This window comes from Dechloromonas sp. ARDL1 (genome assembly GCF_051122455.1).
Lineage (GTDB): Bacteria > Pseudomonadota > Gammaproteobacteria > Burkholderiales > Rhodocyclaceae > Azonexus.
Window position 1 is genome coordinate 3,253,629 of the sequence record NZ_CP168939.1, and the last position, 15,576, is coordinate 3,269,204.

Annotated in this window: 14 protein-coding genes; 6 read left to right on the forward strand and 8 right to left on the reverse strand. The window is 60.4% G+C overall.

Translation table 11 applies throughout. The features are described 5' to 3' along the window. Positions 1-103: 103 nt before the first annotated feature. Together rhtB and ilvD are read right to left on the reverse strand one after the other, a co-directional pair. On the reverse strand, positions 104-724 hold the full coding sequence (gene rhtB / locus AB6Q56_RS16220; protein ID WP_434514088.1) for a homoserine/homoserine lactone efflux protein: 621 nt from the start codon (positions 722-724) through the stop codon (positions 104-106). Continuing rightward, positions 721-2,577 carry a dihydroxy-acid dehydratase gene (ilvD, locus tag AB6Q56_RS16225; RefSeq protein ID WP_434514089.1) on the reverse strand — a complete coding sequence of 619 codons (1,857 nt, stop codon included), beginning with the start codon at positions 2,575-2,577 and terminating at the stop codon, positions 721-723. Before ilvD ends, rhtB begins: the two co-directional genes overlap by 4 nt. A gap of 87 nt (positions 2,578-2,664) precedes the next feature. Between ilvD and lgt the strand changes: the two genes are divergently transcribed. From lgt to AB6Q56_RS16240, 3 genes are read left to right on the forward strand one after another with little or no spacing between them, the layout of a single operon-like run. Next, positions 2,665-3,456 (forward strand): prolipoprotein diacylglyceryl transferase, encoded by a 792-nt coding sequence (gene lgt, locus AB6Q56_RS16230; protein ID WP_434514090.1) that lies wholly within the window; start codon positions 2,665-2,667, stop codon positions 3,454-3,456. A gap of 40 nt (positions 3,457-3,496) precedes the next feature. Then, the gene (locus AB6Q56_RS16235) at positions 3,497-3,973 is read left to right on the forward strand and encodes a VOC family protein (RefSeq protein WP_434514091.1); all 477 of its coding nucleotides are present in this window, start codon (positions 3,497-3,499) and stop codon (positions 3,971-3,973) included. Between the two features lie 6 nt (positions 3,974-3,979). Further along, the gene (locus tag AB6Q56_RS16240) at positions 3,980-4,732 is read left to right on the forward strand and encodes a hypothetical protein (protein WP_434514092.1); all 753 of its coding nucleotides are present in this window, start codon (positions 3,980-3,982) and stop codon (positions 4,730-4,732) included. On the opposite strand, the gene AB6Q56_RS16245 is transcribed toward AB6Q56_RS16240, so the two are convergent. The 6 genes from AB6Q56_RS16245 to htpX form a co-directional block, all read right to left on the reverse strand. Beyond that, the gene (locus tag AB6Q56_RS16245) at positions 4,729-5,652 is read right to left on the reverse strand and encodes a PAS domain S-box protein (protein ID WP_434514093.1); all 924 of its coding nucleotides are present in this window, start codon (positions 5,650-5,652) and stop codon (positions 4,729-4,731) included. The two genes, AB6Q56_RS16240 and AB6Q56_RS16245, sit on opposite strands and share 4 nt — an antisense overlap. Positions 5,653-5,766: 114 nt before the next feature. Continuing rightward, a complete protein-coding gene (locus tag AB6Q56_RS16250) occupies positions 5,767-6,111 on the reverse strand; it encodes a P-II family nitrogen regulator (protein WP_434514094.1) in 345 nt (114 codons plus the stop codon). Between the two features lie 13 nt (positions 6,112-6,124). After that, positions 6,125-9,235 (reverse strand): efflux RND transporter permease subunit, encoded by a 3,111-nt coding sequence (locus tag AB6Q56_RS16255; protein WP_434514095.1) that lies wholly within the window; start codon positions 9,233-9,235, stop codon positions 6,125-6,127. Next, positions 9,232-10,371 carry an efflux RND transporter periplasmic adaptor subunit gene (locus AB6Q56_RS16260; protein WP_434514096.1) on the reverse strand — a complete coding sequence of 380 codons (1,140 nt, stop codon included), beginning with the start codon at positions 10,369-10,371 and terminating at the stop codon, positions 9,232-9,234. Before AB6Q56_RS16260 ends, AB6Q56_RS16255 begins: the two co-directional genes overlap by 4 nt. Beyond that, positions 10,368-11,606: a TolC family protein gene (locus AB6Q56_RS16265; RefSeq protein WP_434514097.1), complete on the reverse strand. Its 1,239-nt coding sequence runs from the start codon at positions 11,604-11,606 to the stop codon at positions 10,368-10,370. Before AB6Q56_RS16265 ends, AB6Q56_RS16260 begins: the two co-directional genes overlap by 4 nt. A 21-nt stretch (positions 11,607-11,627) precedes the next feature. Beyond that, a complete protein-coding gene (gene htpX / locus AB6Q56_RS16270; RefSeq protein WP_434514098.1) occupies positions 11,628-12,506 on the reverse strand; it encodes a protease HtpX in 879 nt (292 codons plus the stop codon). Positions 12,507-12,610: 104 nt separating this feature from the next. On the opposite strand from htpX, the gene AB6Q56_RS16275 reads away from it, so the two are divergent. The 3 genes from AB6Q56_RS16275 to AB6Q56_RS16285 are packed head-to-tail and all read left to right on the forward strand — an operon-like array spanning position 12,611 to position 15,575. Next, positions 12,611-13,519, forward strand: coding sequence for a LysR family transcriptional regulator (locus tag AB6Q56_RS16275; RefSeq protein ID WP_434514099.1), 909 nt, complete (start codon positions 12,611-12,613; stop codon positions 13,517-13,519). Between the two features lie 36 nt (positions 13,520-13,555). Then, positions 13,556-14,695: a D-alanyl-D-alanine carboxypeptidase family protein gene (locus AB6Q56_RS16280; RefSeq protein ID WP_434514100.1), complete on the forward strand. Its 1,140-nt coding sequence runs from the start codon at positions 13,556-13,558 to the stop codon at positions 14,693-14,695. Between the two features lie 4 nt (positions 14,696-14,699). Beyond that, positions 14,700-15,575 (forward strand): D-amino acid aminotransferase, encoded by an 876-nt coding sequence (locus tag AB6Q56_RS16285; protein WP_434514101.1) that lies wholly within the window; start codon positions 14,700-14,702, stop codon positions 15,573-15,575. The last annotated feature ends 1 nt before the right edge of the window (position 15,576 follow it).

A 15,576-nucleotide genomic window follows, 5' to 3' on the forward strand; every position in this document is an offset into this window, starting at 1 on the left:
TGATAAAACCCTTTTCGGCCCCTGGCAAACAGGGAGAAGAGCTACGCCGTTCGGACACCCGTGGGGAGATAACGATTCGCTCGCCACCAGGTTGACAGCTGCCTCAAGAGGGGCGGGAAGAGATGGCCAGCAACGCGCCAGCAGAAACAAACAGACCACCGAAAAACCTGTTTTGCAGACGTATGCTGCGCGGATCGTGCAGCCAGCGACCAAGACGTTCCGCGGCCAGGGCATATCCCGACATCACCACCACGTCCGTAAGGCAGAGAGTAGCAGCGATCTCTCCGTATTGCGCCACCTGCGGCAAAGCCGGATCGACAAACTGTGGGACCAATGCACCAATAAAGATGATCGCCTTCGGATTGGTCAAGTTGACCAACACCCCTTGGATAAACAATCCCTTTCGAGGAATCGCCGGCAGCTTGCTATCCACGGGAAGCACAGGAGCTCGCCATTTCTGAATGCCGAGCCAAAGCAAATAGGCCGCACCGAGAAACTTGATGACCGAGAAGGCGGCCTCCGATGCGGCGAGTAAAGCCCCTAAGCCAAGGGCAACAACCAACAACTGGAGGAGCAATGCGGCTTGCAAGCCCAGGATGACGACCAGAGCCGCAGCATAGCCGTGCCGCACACCGGTGCTCATACTGATCACGGCCCCCGGCCCGGGCGTGACGGCGATCAGGATCGCCGCCAGCAGGAACCCGAGCCAGACGGTCAGTGTCATTTGCGGCGCTGGATCTGCGTAACGTCGCGCACCGCCCCCTTGTCGGCCGAGGTGGCCATCAGGGCGTAGGCTTGCAGCGCGGCGGAAACCGTGCGCTGGCGATCGACCGGCTTCCAGGCGGCATCCCCCTTGGCGTCCATCGCGGCGCGGCGCTTGGCGAGAACGTCATCGGAGACGGCAAGATGGATGCGACGATTCGGGATGTCGATCTCGATGGTATCGCCCTCCTCGACCAGGCCGATGGCACCACCGTCCGCCGCTTCCGGCGAGGCATGGCCGATGGACAGGCCAGAGGTACCACCGGAGAAGCGGCCGTCGGTGAGCAGGGCGCATGCCTTCCCCAAGCCCATCGACTTCAAGTAGGAGGTCGGGTAGAGCATTTCCTGCATACCAGGGCCGCCCTTCGGGCCTTCGTAACGGATGACAACGACATCGCCGGCGACGATCTGGCCACCGAGGATGCCCTCCACCGCCGAATCCTGGCTTTCGAAGACGCGAGCGCGGCCGGTGAATTTCCAGATCGACTCATCGACGCCGGCCGTCTTGACGATGCAACCGTCGAGCGCGATGTTTCCAGAGAGAACGGCAAGGCCACCATCCTTGGAATAGGCGTTGGCCTTGTTGCGGATACAGCCCTGGGTACGATCAAGATCGAGTTCGTTGAAACGACGATCCTGAGAGAAGGCAACCTGGGTCGGCACGCCGCCCGGCGCAGCCTTGAAGAAATCGTGCACCTTTACGTCGTGTTCGCGCACGACATCCCAACGATCGATGGCCTCGCCCAAGGTCCTGGCATGAACGGTCGGCGCATCGCGATGCAACAGGCCGGCGCGGTCGAGTTCGCCAAGGATGCCCATGATGCCGCCCGCGCGGTGAACATCCTCGATGTGGTACTTGTCAGTCATCGGCGCCACCTTGCACAGACAGGGCACGGAACGCGAAATGCGGTCGATGTCGGCCATCGTGAAATCGACACCGGCTTCCTGGGCAGCAGCCAGGATGTGCAGCACGGTATTAGTCGAGCCGCCCATGGCAACATCCAGCGTCATGGCGTTTTCGAAGGCGCCACGGGTGGCAATCGAACGCGGCAGGACAGAGGCGTCATCCTGTTCGTAATAGCGCTTGCAAAGCTCGACGGCCAGGCGGCCGGCACGCAGGAACAATTGCTTGCGGTCGGCATGTGTAGCGACGACGGTACCATTGCCGGGTAGGCTGAGACCGAGCGCCTCGGTCAGGCAGTTCATCGAGTTTGCGGTAAACATGCCGGAACACGAACCACAAGTCGGGCAAGCGGAACGCTCGATTTCGTCGAGATCGGCCTGCGAGACGGAGGCATCGGCCGCCTTAACCATGGCATCGACCAGATCGAGGTGTACGATCTTGTCCTGCAGCTTGACCTTGCCAGCCTCCATCGGACCACCGGAAACAAAAACGACGGGAATATTCAGGCGCATGGCGGCCATCAGCATGCCCGGGGTGATCTTGTCGCAGTTGGAGATGCAGACCATGGCATCGGCGCAGTGCGCATTGACCATGTACTCCACCGAGTCGGCGATCAGATCGCGGCTGGGCAGCGAGTAGAGCATGCCGCTGTGGCCCATGGCGATGCCATCGTCGATAGCGATGGTATTGAATTCCTTGGCCACGCCGCCGGCCGCCTCGATCTCACGCGCCACCATCTGGCCTAGATCCTTGAGGTGCACATGACCGGGTACGAATTGGGTGAAGCTGTTGACCACGGCGATAATCGGCTTGCCGAAGTCGCCATCCTTCATGCCGGTGGCACGCCACAGGGAGCGCGCACCCGCCATGTTGCGGCCGTGGGTGGAGGTATGGGAACGATATTGCGGCATGACTCTCTCTCCGTCGAAACTGAACGCCACGGTGTTGTCACGGGCGCGAACTATAATCGGGCAATTCTAGCCCACTCTGTGCCTGCAATGCTTCTACACCCGCAGTTCGACCCCATCGCCTTTTCTTTCGGCCCACTCTCCGTGCGCTGGTACGGTTTGATGTATCTGGTCGCCTTCGTTCAATTTATTTTGCTCGGGCGGCTACGCATCAAGAATCGCTCCGGCTTCCTGAGCACGGAGCAACTCGACGATCTCCTGTTCTACGGCATGCTGGGGGTCATTCTCGGGGGCCGACTGGGGCAGGTCCTGTTCTACGAACCCGGCTATTACCTGGCCAATCCGCTGGAAATTCTTGCCGTCTGGAAGGGCGGCATGAGCTTTCATGGCGGCTTCCTCGGCGTACTTGTCGCCATGGGCTTATGGACGCGCAAGCATGGCAAACATTGGTTCGACGTGATGGACTTCGTCGCGCCACTGGTGCCGCTGGGTCTGGCCGCAGGGCGCATCGGCAATTTCATCAACGGCGAACTTTGGGGCCGCGTAGCCGATCCGAGCCTGCCCTGGGCAATGGTCTTCCCGCAGTCGGGCGACATGCAGCCGCGCCACCCATCACAGCTCTATCATGTCGGACTTGAAGGCGTCGTACTGTTCGTGATCCTGTGGCTGTACAGCCGTCAACCAAAGCCGCGGGCAGCGGTTTCCGGCATTTTCCTGATCGGCTACGGGGCCTTCCGCTTCATCACCGAGTTTTTCCGCGAGCCGGATCACGGCATATTCGGGCAATCGTACATCATCAGCATGGGGCAGTGGCTGTCGCTGCCGATGATCCTGGCCGGCGTCGCGATGCTGGTCTTTGCCTACCGTAAGAAACCCCTATAATTATGGATTACATCATCCAATCCACCATAGGAATCCCGTCATGACACGCCCGTTCAAGGTTCTTGGTATCCAGCAAATCGCCATCGGCGGCCCTTCCAAGGAAAAACTGCGCACGTTGTGGGTCGAGAAATTCGGCCTGGAAATCACCAGCACCTTCGTTTCCGAGCGCGAGAACGTCGATGAGGACATCTGCGCCATGGGCAGCGGTCCGTTCAAGGTCGAGGTCGACCTGATGCAGCCGCTCGATCCGGAGAAAAAGCCGGCCGTGCATGCCACCCCGCTCAACCACGTCGGCCTGTGGATCGACGACCTGCCCAAGGCCGTTGAATGGCTGTCGGCCAACGGTGTGCGCTTCGCCCCGGGTGGCATCCGCAAGGGTGCGGCCGGCTTCGACATCACCTTCCTGCATCCCAAGGGGAACGAGGAATTCCCGATCGGCGGTGAAGGCGTGCTGATCGAACTGGTCCAGGCCCCGCCCGAGGTCGTTGCGGCCTTCTCCAAACTGGCCGGCAACTAAGGAAAAATGGGCGACATTCCCGAGGACGATCTCGAGGAATCCCGGGCTGCACTCGCGCCAACGCTGGATGCGACTGCCGCCCTGCTGCCCTGGGTGGAGAAATCCCGCCCACCTCGCTTCGCTACCCAACTGAATGAGCGCTGGCTCGAAGCCTGCAAGCGACTGGAAGAAGCTTGGTCACAGCGGCACGACTCCGTTGACGACGGCGTTCGGCCTGCCGTATTCAATCTCTATACCATCGCCCTGGAAATCGTCGACAGCGATTGCCTACGCCTTGGCGAGGCACTGGCCGGCGCAGTGGATCGACTGGAAGAAGGGGACCCTCCTGCCCGCCTGATCGCCGCGCTAACCGGCACCATCGAGTGCCTACGCGATCCGCTTGGTTTGGAACACGATGCATTCGCCGAGCGTGCCCGACACTTTGCCAAGCGACTCGAAACTGCCGCAAGCAGCAGCGATATCAGCCAGCGATCACCTGTCCTCGATCGCCTGTTCGTGAGCGAGGCGCACGAACAATTGGATCTACTGCGCGACGCCCTGGCAACTTTGCCGCCCGATGCCTATGTCCTGACCAGCGAGGCGCTCAAGCTGGCGCAGGATGCTGAAAATCTGGAGATCTGGGGCGTCATGCACCTCGCCCGCCAATTTGCCAACGCCGTCAGGCAGGGTGCCAACGAACTTGACGAACGTGCAGCCAGGGAAGACCTCCTAGCTCTGCTCGATACACTGGAAAGAACGATTGACGCAGTGGCGGCCTAGGCGGCCCGAAGAATGCTGAGTGCCAAACGACGGCCATCGCTGAGATCTGTTCTCGCGGCCGATACGCTAACCGGAATCCGCTGCCCGTCGCTGCGCTGAACCTCTGCTGCCAGACGCCCCGCTGCCCCCCCTCCTTCCAACATTCGGCGGACCTCGCCAGTGACGGTTGACTGCTGCTCAACGGAATAGAGGCTGACATGGTGACGCCCGAGCAACTCGGCACGCGAACGACCGGTCAGTGCCTCCGCCTGACGATTGACGTCGAGTATTTCGCCGCTCTGAGCGTCGGCAAGCAACACGGCATCCTGCGAAGCATTGATAACCGCTCGCAACTGCTCGACCGCCGCGCACGCCTCCCGCCTGGCCTCCCCAGCCTCGTATTCGACCAGAGCCAGGGTCACCAGATTAGCCACGGCTTGGGCAAAAATCTGATGCGCCGCAGCCCAAGCTTGCCTGGTACCGACCTGCTCCAGGCACAGAACGCCCTGCAGTTCGCCGCGAACGTGGATGGGCGTAGCAAGCATTGCTGTCACTCGGTGACGCGGCAGGTAATAGCTGACAAACTCAGCGGTGACCGGATGCACATAGACATCGTCGACTGCAATGCAGTCACCTTTTTGTAGCGCCGCAAAAAAAACCGGATGGCCAATGGCATCGATGATGTTACCGCTGCTGTGCAAGCGTTTTGAACGCTCGTAAAGGCCAAGGCAACGCAACTCGCGCCGGTCGTCTGTCAACGCCCAGATGCTGGCACGCTCAACACCACAAATATTGGCAGCCGATTCGGTCAGGATGCTCATCATCATGTCCAAACTCGCTTCCGCGAAGTAGGTGCCGCGCGAAAGGCTGGCGATACCCTCCTGAAGGTCTTCCGGAGACATCAGGGTAGTGGCGGAGACAAGACTGAGTTGAGTTTCCATGCTGCTGAGACGGCAATATTGCCCTACGGGCGTTTCTGACAGCCTCAATGATAGTGATATCTCCGGCGGATACCCGTGAATTCCTCCACACCAAACGAAAGTAATAACGACCGGCTATTTGTCGTCCTGTCCCAGCGTCGTCTTAAATACGAATGCAGCTTTTTCCACCTTGGTAATCCAGACCAGGCCATCGCCATAGTGACCTGTCTGGGCTACCTCGGTAATACGCTGGAAAATCGTTTCAGCAACGTCGTCAGGAGCAACAATTTCGATACGAACCTTGGGGGTATAGTCGGTCAGTTCGTCCTTGATCCTTGCCTTGGCGGGCACGTGGCGATTTGGCGCGCTGCACCCCTCGACACGATCCACCGTCATGCCCGGAAACCCGGGCATGGCAACCAGAGCTTCGCGCAGGAGCGGCAGTTTATTGGGACGGATGATGGCCTTGATTTCCTTCATGATATTTCCTCCATCATGCTTCAAGCTTCTCTTCGTCAAACCAGCGATAGATCGTTGGCAAGACAACCAACGTCAGCAAGGTCGACGTAATCAGACCACCGATGACCACGATGGCCAAGGGTCTTTGCACCTCCGATCCGGGCCCTGTGGAAAAGAGGAACGGAATCAGTCCGAGCATGGCCACAGTCGCCGTCATCATCACCGGGCGGAAGCGCAGCTTGGCACCTTCGACGACTGCTTCGCGCACGCTATACCCATCTTCCCGCAAGCCCCGGATATACGATACCAGGACCACGCCATTCAGTACCGCAATGCCCCACAGGGCGATAAAGCCCACCGACGCGGGGACGGACAGATATTCTCCCGCCATGAGCAGACCGAAAATGCCGCCAATTGAGGCAAACGGAAGTACCGTGATAATCAGGGTCGCAAAACGCAGCGAGTTGAAGAGTAAGAAGAGCAGGAAGAAGATGGCTGCGATAGTGATCGGAATGATCACGCTGAGATGCCCCAGTGCACGTTCCATGTTCTGGAACTGCCCCCCCCACTCCAGATAATAGCCCTCAGGCAGCTTCACCTGTTGGCCGACCTTTTGCTGCAGCTCCGCAACAAAACCACCCAGATCGCGCTCCTTGACGTTAACACCAACGACGATACGGCGCTTGCCGAGCTCACGGGAAATCTGGGCCGGTCCATCCTGGACCCGTATTTTCGCAACATCGGCCAGACGCGCAGTCGCGCCGTCCCGAGAGGTGATCAGGATGTTCGAAATGGCTTCGATATTATTGCGGAAACGCTCGGGCAAGCGTACTGCAGCAGGAAAACGGCGTTCGCCTTCGAAGATTTCGCTGGCCACCTTGCCGCCAATTGCCGTCTCGATCAGATCATTGACTTCGGCGACGTTGATACCGAGGCGGGCAATGGCCTGGCGGTCGATTTCAATGGTCAGATACTGCTGACCGCTCACCCGCTCCACCCGAAGGTCGTTGGCGCCATCGAGCGATTGCGCGATGCGGCCGATCTGTCCCGCCACCTTACGCAACTGATCCAAGTCGTCGCCAAAAATCTTGACTGCAATATCCGAGCGAACACCGGTGACCATTTCCGCCACCCGCGCCGAGATCGGTTGTGACATGACGATCTGCACGCCCGGCAAGACCTTCAGCTTTTCGCGCAGGGCCTTGGCAATATCCTCCTCGCCCCAGCCGTCCGGCCATTCTTCACGCGGCAGCAAGCTGACGATCGGTGATGATTCGTTCGCCCCCTGGGGATCAGCCGGCGATTCGCCGCGACCGACGCCGGAAACCACCGACTTCACCCCCGGCACCTCACGCATCAGGCGGGTTGCCTCCATTTCCATCTTGATGGACTCGTCGAGCGATATATTCGGAACCCGGGTAATCCCCGGCACGATCGAGCCTTCCTTCATTTCCGGAATAAATGCCGTACCGAGCAAGGGCAGGACGGCGATCGAGGCGACAAACACACCGATGGAAATGGCCACGGTCTTGCGTTCGTTGCCCAAGGCCCATTCCAGCAGTTTGACGTAGGGACGCTTGATCGCCCGGATAAGTGCAGTGTCGTGATCGCCGTCGTGTTCAGGCGCCTTGAGCAGATAGCTCGACATCACCGGCGTCAGCGTCAGCGACAGGACCAGGGAGATGGCCAGCGCAATGGCGATGGTATAGGCCAGCGGCGCAAACATTTTGCCTTCCATGCCCTCCAGCGTCATCAGCGGCAGGAACACGAGAATGATAATGCCCACGCCAAAGATGACGGGGGTTGCAACTTCAACCACAGCCCGCAGAATGACCCGAGCCTTGTTTTCCGCAGCCTGACCGGCGCGGCCCAACTGGGCGAAGGCATTTTCGACGACCACGACGGAACCATCCACCATCAAGCCGATCGCGATGGCCAGGCCGCCCAGTGACATGAGGTTGGCGGAAATCCCCAGGCGATTCATGGCGAAGAAGGTCAATAGCGGCGTCAGGATCAAGGTGGCGACGACGATCAGCGACGAGCGGACATCCCCCAGGAAGAGGAAAAGCACCACCACGACCAAAGCCACGCCTTCGAGCAGGACCTTGGTGACGGTCCACAGCGCCGCATCGACCAGTTCGGAGCGATCATAGTAAGGCACGATCTTCAAGCCATCGGGCAGCATGCCCTTGGCGTTGATTTCGTCAACCCGGTCCTTGATCCGGCCGACCACTTCCTTGGCATTGCCGCCGGCCAGCATCATGACGATGCCGCCCACCGACTCGGTGACGCCGTTCTTGACCAGGCCGCCCTGACGAACCTCGTGGCCAATCTCGACTTCGGCCACGTCGCGCAGATAGACCGGAACACCGCCACGCTCGCGCAGCACGATCACCTTCAAGTCTTCCACGTCGCGCACCAAGCCGATACCGCGGATCAGATACTGCTCCGCATACTGTGGCAGCACCCCGCCCCCGGCATTGGCGTTGTTTTGCCCGACAGCCTGATAGACGTCGGCGACACTGATGCCATAGTGGCGCAATTTGTCCGGGTTCACCAACACCTGATACTGCTTGGCGTAGCCGCCCTGCGAGTTGATTTCAGCCACGCCGGAAATCGAGCGCAGCAAGGGGCGGACAACCCAATCCTGGGCAACCCGGCGCTGCATCAACTCTTCTTGTGTCAGCGCACGCTCGCCGTCATCCGGTCGCTCCAGGGTGTATTGAAAGACCTCGCCCAAGCCGGTGGATACCGGCCCAAGCACCGGGGTAATCCCCGGCGGCAGTCGTGTTCCGACTTCCAGTAGCCGCTCCATCACCAACTGCCGGGCAAAATAAACGTTCGTGCTATCGGTAAATACGAGCGTGATCAGGGAAAGCCCCGGCTTATTCAGCGAACGCATTTCCGTCAGGCCCGGCAAGCCGGTCATCGCCACTTCCAGCGGCACGGTCGCGAAACGCTCCACTTCCTCGGGTGAACGCCCCGGTGCCTCGGTGGCGATCTGCACCTGGATGTTGGTCACATCCGGGAAAGCATCCACCGACAATTTACGGGCGGCATCCAGCCCGAACGCCAGGCAGATCGCGGCGATCACCGCCACGATCAGGCGCTGCGCCAGTGCCGAGCGAACCAGTGACTCGATCATGACCCCTCCGCAGCCAGGCGATTGCGCTCATTGTTCAAGTGAAACGCCCCCTCGACAACGAGCTTCTCGCCGCCCTTGAGGCCGGATATCACGACGCGACGCCCGCCATGCTCCGGTGCCAGCTTGACCTTGGTCAGGCGATACTGACCACCGTCGCCGACGACAAATACGAATTCCTCCTCACCTTCACGCACGACTGCACTGGCCGGCACCACCAACTTGTCGCTTGGCCGCGCCTCGATCAGCATCGTTGCCAACATGGCGGGCTTCAAGGCGCCGTCACGGTTGTCCAATTCGGTGCGAACAAGAACCGTACGTGTTTCGGGATCGACCGTGTGACCGACAAAAATCAGCTTGCCGACGCGCCGCTCGTTCCCCAGTGCCGGCACCTCGATGCTCACCTGCTGGCCGACGCGAACCTGTCCGATCTGCTGCTCCGGCACTTGCGCCAGCGCCCAGACCCGCGACAGATCAGCAACCACGAACAGCGTATCGGCCGGCTGCACCACCTGCCCCACGGCTACGCGACGCTCGACGACCGTACCCTGACGCGAGGCAGAGACCGGCGTAACCGAATCCACCGCCCCCTGAGCGCCCAGACGGTTCAATGCCGCTTCCGAAAAGCCGAGCAAGCGTAGCTGATCGGCTGCCGCTCGGGTTTCCGCGACGGAGATCTGATATTCGCTTTCCCGTCGCTGCAGCTCAGCCGCCCCGATCACGTCCGCGGCCAGCAGTGCCTTGGCCCGCTCCGCCGCACGGCGATTCAGCTCCAGCTGGGCACGAGCCTTCATGTAGGCCAACTGCTGACTGGAGAGCTCGCTGCTGTTCAAACGGGCGAGCAACTCGCCCTTTTTCACATCCTGCCCCGGCAAAACATCCACCTCGACCACGCGCCCGGTGACGGTAGCACCGATGCGCGCGACGCGCTGCTCATCGAAATCGATATTGCCCGTCACCCGCAGCATCTCGGCGACCGACTCCTTCGCAACCTCAAGTACCTTGAGTTGGCTGTTCAGCTCCGCAGCAGGCGTTACCGACAACGGGTCCGCTGCTACCGCCTTGGAATGCGAGTCCTTTTCTTCGCCGCATCCGGCCAGCAACCCGGCGACCAACAGCGCAATGACTGCTTTTTTCATTCTGATTTACCTCCGGGCAATGCCCGTAGTCGTTCAATTTCCACCCAGGCAGCAGCCAATTCATGGCGCGCCGAAATCAGTTCGGCTCGGGCCGCGCGATACACGCGCTGAGCATCCACAACCTCCAGGAAGCTGCGCTCACCAAAGCGATAGGCAGCATCCGCCACTTTGAGGGCCGCTTCGGCTTTCCGGACAATGCCCGACTCGAGGGCGGTCACCTGTGCCCGTGCAATACCATATACCTGATAGGCCGAATCCAGGGACTGCCCAAGCGCAAACTCCTGTGCAAGCAACTCATTGCGCGCCCTCGCCAGTTGCGCCTCGGCCTCGGCAACCGGCCCGGTGCGACGATCCCATAGGGGGATGCTCATGGTCAGCCCGACGCGGGAAGTTTGCACATCCGGATCCTGATCGCGCCCCGCCTTCACGGCGAAGGTCGGCCAGCGCTTCTTGCGCTCGAGCTCCAGCACGCGTTCGGCCCGCTGCAATTCGGCGCGACTACGCGCCAGATCGGGGCTCGTGCTCTGCATTTGCAGGCGCGCCCCCTCGAGTTCAGTCAACTCGGGCACATTCGAAAGCTGCCCCTCAAGCGCAAAGTCTGGCGGCAAGGCATCGCCAACTGCCTGACGCAGCAAGGCTCTTGCCTGCTGGACACGGAAGGTGGCCGCTTGAACGGACTTCTCCGCGTTCAACGACTCGGCTTCAGCACGCATCAGCTCCAGACGCGGGGCTTCACCCGTCTCGACGCGCAGCGCAATACGCGAACGCACACCCTCCACCAACTCCGCATCCAGGCGCGCGTTCCTCAACTCGGCCTCGCGCCGCAAGACGTCGAAATAGCGTACGCGCAAACGGGCAATCACATCGGCATTAAATACCTCAGCCGTAGCCTGCGTCGAGGCAACCACTGCTTCCGCGGCACCAATCCGCGGGCCGCGTACCCATGGCATATCCAGCGGCTGCGTCAACATCACGCTGCGTGCATCTCCGGCAGTACCGCCGACACCGCGCGGGCGCGCCGAACCGCCCAGATACTCGACTTCCGGATTCGGGAAGGCACCTGCCGTGACAACCCCCGCCTGAGCCGACTGCACCTGGTCGCGCATGGCCTGCACCGCCCGGCTGGTTTCAAGGGCCAACGACTCAAGGCGAGGCAAGTCATACGACGCCTGAGCAAAAGCCAGGGAGCTTCCCATGCCCAGCAGTGCCACCCAATTTTTAAGCTTGTTTTTCATGGATTCGCTTTATTACCGCGTTCAACGACCGTTCAAAGCAGAAATTCGTTCCTCCAGCGGCGGATGAGTGGAGAACAAAGCCATGAATCCCCCCTTGCCACCCGCGATCCCGGAAGCCGCCATGCTCTGGGGCAACGGCTCCGTGTGCAAGTTCCCAAGCCGGCGCAAAGCATTCTGCATCGGCGTCGGCGAACCCATCAGACTGGCGGCACCCGCATCGGCACGAAACTCACGCTGACGGGAGAACCACGCGACAATGATGCTGGCCAGGATACCGAAGACGATTTCGCAAACAATACTGGTCACCATGTAGCCGATACCTGGGCCGCTGCTTTCCTCGTCATTGCGCCGCAGGAAACTATCCACGACATAACCGACAACACGAGACAGGAAAACGACGAAGGTATTGACCACGCCCTGGATCAAGGTCAGCGTCACCATGTCGCCGTTGGCGATGTGCGCGACCTCATGGGCCAGTACAGCCTCGGCCTCCTCACGGGTCATGCTCTGCAGCAAGCCTGTGGAGACGGCAACCAACGAGCTGTTCTTGGTCGCGCCAGTCGCGAAGGCATTCGGCTCGCCGTCGTAAATCGCCACTTCAGGCATCGGCAGACCTGCTTTCTGGCTCAGCTTGGCGACGGTATCGACCAGCCAGACCTCTGTCGATGTGCTTGGATGCGCAATGACCTGCGCGCCGGTGCTCCACTTGGCCATGGTCTTCGACATGAGCAGCGAAATGAAGGCGCCACCGAAGCCGATCACAGCGGCAAACACGAACAACATGCCGACATTGAGGCCATTGGCGGTCAGGAACTTGTTGACGCCGAGCAGGCTGGTCACGACGCTGAGCACCAGCATCACGGCCAGGTTGGTCAGCAAGAACAGAACGATGCGTTTCATAGACTATATCCTCCAAAGAGAAACGGCCTCGATGGTATTGCATTGCAACAATCAATAAAACCGGAGCAAAATTAACTATTACTTCGTTTTTTTCTGTTGAACTCATGAGCCAAATCAATTTTAAACACCTGCACTACTTCTGGGTTGTCGCCCAGGAAGGCAGCATCACCCGCGCCGCCGATCGCCTCGGAGTCGCCATCCAGACCATATCCGGGCAACTATCGCTGCTCGAACGGCAACTCGGCAAAGCCCTGTTCAACAGCCAAGGGCGCGGCCTGGTTCTTAGCGACGCCGGCCGCATTGCGCTTGGCTACGCCGACCAGATTTTTCAGCTTGGCGACGCATTGGTCGACGCGATCCAGCATAGCGACAGCGAATCGACCTTGCGCCTGCGTGCCGGCATTTCCGATGGCATTCCAAAGCTCCTTGCCTACCGATTGCTATCCACAGTAACCGAAATGCCGGCCGATGTCCGCCTGATCTGCGATGAAGGGGAATTCGAAACGCTGCTCGCCGACCTCGCCCTGCATCGACTGGACGTGGTACTGACCGATCGTGCCGCACCGGTAGGCGGCAACCTGAAAGTATTCAGTACCCGACTGGGTGAGTTTGCCACCGGACTGTTCGGCACCCCGGCCCTGGTTGAACGTTACGGTAAGGATTTTCCGGCATCGCTCGATGGCGCACCGATGTTGTTGCCTACCCGTCACAACGCCTTGCGTGGCCGCATCGACCGCTGGCTGGAGATCGCCGAAGTTCGTCCCAAAATCGTCGGCGAATTTGAGGACAGCGCGTTGCTCAATACCTTCGGTCGGGGTGGGCTGGGCATATTCCCCGCACCGCTCGCCCTCGTCGCGCAAGTTGCCCAACAGCTCGATGCCCGGCCGCTGGGAGCCATGCAAGGCGTTAGCGAGCAAATCTACGCCATCTCCAGCGAACGCCGGATTCGCCATCCCGCCGTCGAAGCCTTGTGCGCGGCAGCGGCTCAGGACACCTCCGAGCCAAGGGTATAATTGATCTCCCCCAACGCACCTCCAAAGAAAAAAACCATGTCGCTGTTTCGCAAGACGGCAGTCCTTCTGCTCAGTATCACCCTCGCCGCCCCGGCCTTCGCCCAACAACTTCCCGTTCCACCCACACTAGCCGCCAAATCGTGGCTACTGCTTGATCTCGGCTCCAATCAGGTGCTGACCGCCGAAAAGCCGGATGACCGTCTCGAACCGGCATCGCTGACCAAGCTGATGACGGCCTACCTGACATTCGCGGCCATCCACAAGAAAACCCTGGCCCTCGACCAGCCGCTGCCGGTTTCCGAAAAAGCTTGGCGCACCGGCGGATCGAAGATGTTCATCCGCGTCGACACCCAGGTTCCGGTCGAAGACCTAATCAAGGGCATGATCGTGCAATCCGGGAACGATGCCTGCGTCACGCTGGCCGAGGGCATTGCCGGCAGCGAGGAAAACTTCGCGCAAATGATGAACCGCGAAGCACAGCGCCTGGGCATGACGAACAGCCACTTCACGAATTCGACCGGCCTGCCCGACGCCAACCACTACACCACGGCACGCGACCTGTCGCTGCTTGCCTCGGCGTTGATCCGCGACTTCCCGGTTGAGTACGGCAAGTACTATTCGATGAAGGAATTCCGCTACAACAACATCACCCAGCCGAACCGCAACCGCCTGCTCTTCATCGACCCCACTGTCGATGGCGTCAAGACCGGCCACACCGATGCCGCCGGCTATTGTCTGATTTCCTCTGCCCTGCGCGACAAGCGCCGCCTGCTCTCGGTCATGCTCGGCACGGCATCCGACAATGCCCGCGCCAGCGAGTCGCAGAAGCTGCTCAACTGGGGCTTCATTTCCTACGAATCCGTCGCGCTCTTCGCCAAGGATCAGGAAATTGCCAAGCTGCGCGTCTGGAAGGGCGCCCAGAGCGAGATCAAGGCCCGCTTCCCGAACGATCTGGGCATTGCCGTCCCGAAAGGCTACGCCGACAAGGTGAAATCCGAATTCGTCGCCGAGCCGCGCCTGATCGCGCCGATCGAGATCGGCCAGAAACTGGGCGTCGTCAAGGTCACCGTCGAAGACAAGCCGTATGGTGAATATCCGGTTCTGGCGCTTGAAAAAATCGAACTCGGCAATATCTTCATTCGCATCATCGACACCATCCGCCTGTGGTTCAACTAAACGCATGACACCTTACGTCGCCGACCCCGTCTACCTGAATGGCCGTTTCCTGCCCTTGGCGGAAGCGGGCATCTCGCCGCTCGACCGCGGCTTCCTGTACGGGGACGGCGTCTATGAGGTCATCCCGGTTTACTCACGCCGCACCTTCCGCATCGATGAGCATCTCAACCGCCTGCAGGCCACACTGGACGGCATCCAACTCGCCAATCCGCTGACGGCCGATGCCTGGAAAGCCGTTGTTTTCAAGCTCGTTGAGAATGCCCCGTGGGAAGACCAGTCAATTTACCTGCAGGTCACCCGCGGAGCTGACGACAAGCGCGACCACGCCTTCCCGCCGGCCACCGTGCCGCCGACCGCCTTCGCCTTCGCTTCGCCCCTGGTCACGACCTCGGCCGAAGTCCGTGCCAAAGGGGTGGCGGCCATCACCGTACCCGACCTGCGCTGGTCGCGCTGCGACTTGAAGGTTGTCTCCCTGTTGGCGAACGTACTCGCACGCCAGCAGGCCGTCGAACAAGGCTGCGCCGAAGCACTGCTGATCCGCGACGGGCGAATGAAGGAAGGCGCTGCCTCCAATATCTTCATCGTCAAGAACGGTGTGCTGATCGCTCCGCCCAAAACCCACTTGATGCTTCCTGGCATCACCTACGACGTCATCCTGGAGTTGGCCGAAACGCATCGGCAAGCCCTCGAGATTCGTGAAATCAGCGACGCGGAACTTCGCGCCGCCGACGAGGTCTGGATGACGTCCTCGACCAAGGAAATTCTGGCCATCACCAGGCTCGACGGTCAGCCGGTCGGCACCGGCCGCCCCGGCCCCTACGGCGAACAGATGTGGCAGTGGTATCAGGACTTCAAGAACACCGTAATGCGCAAAGGCTGAC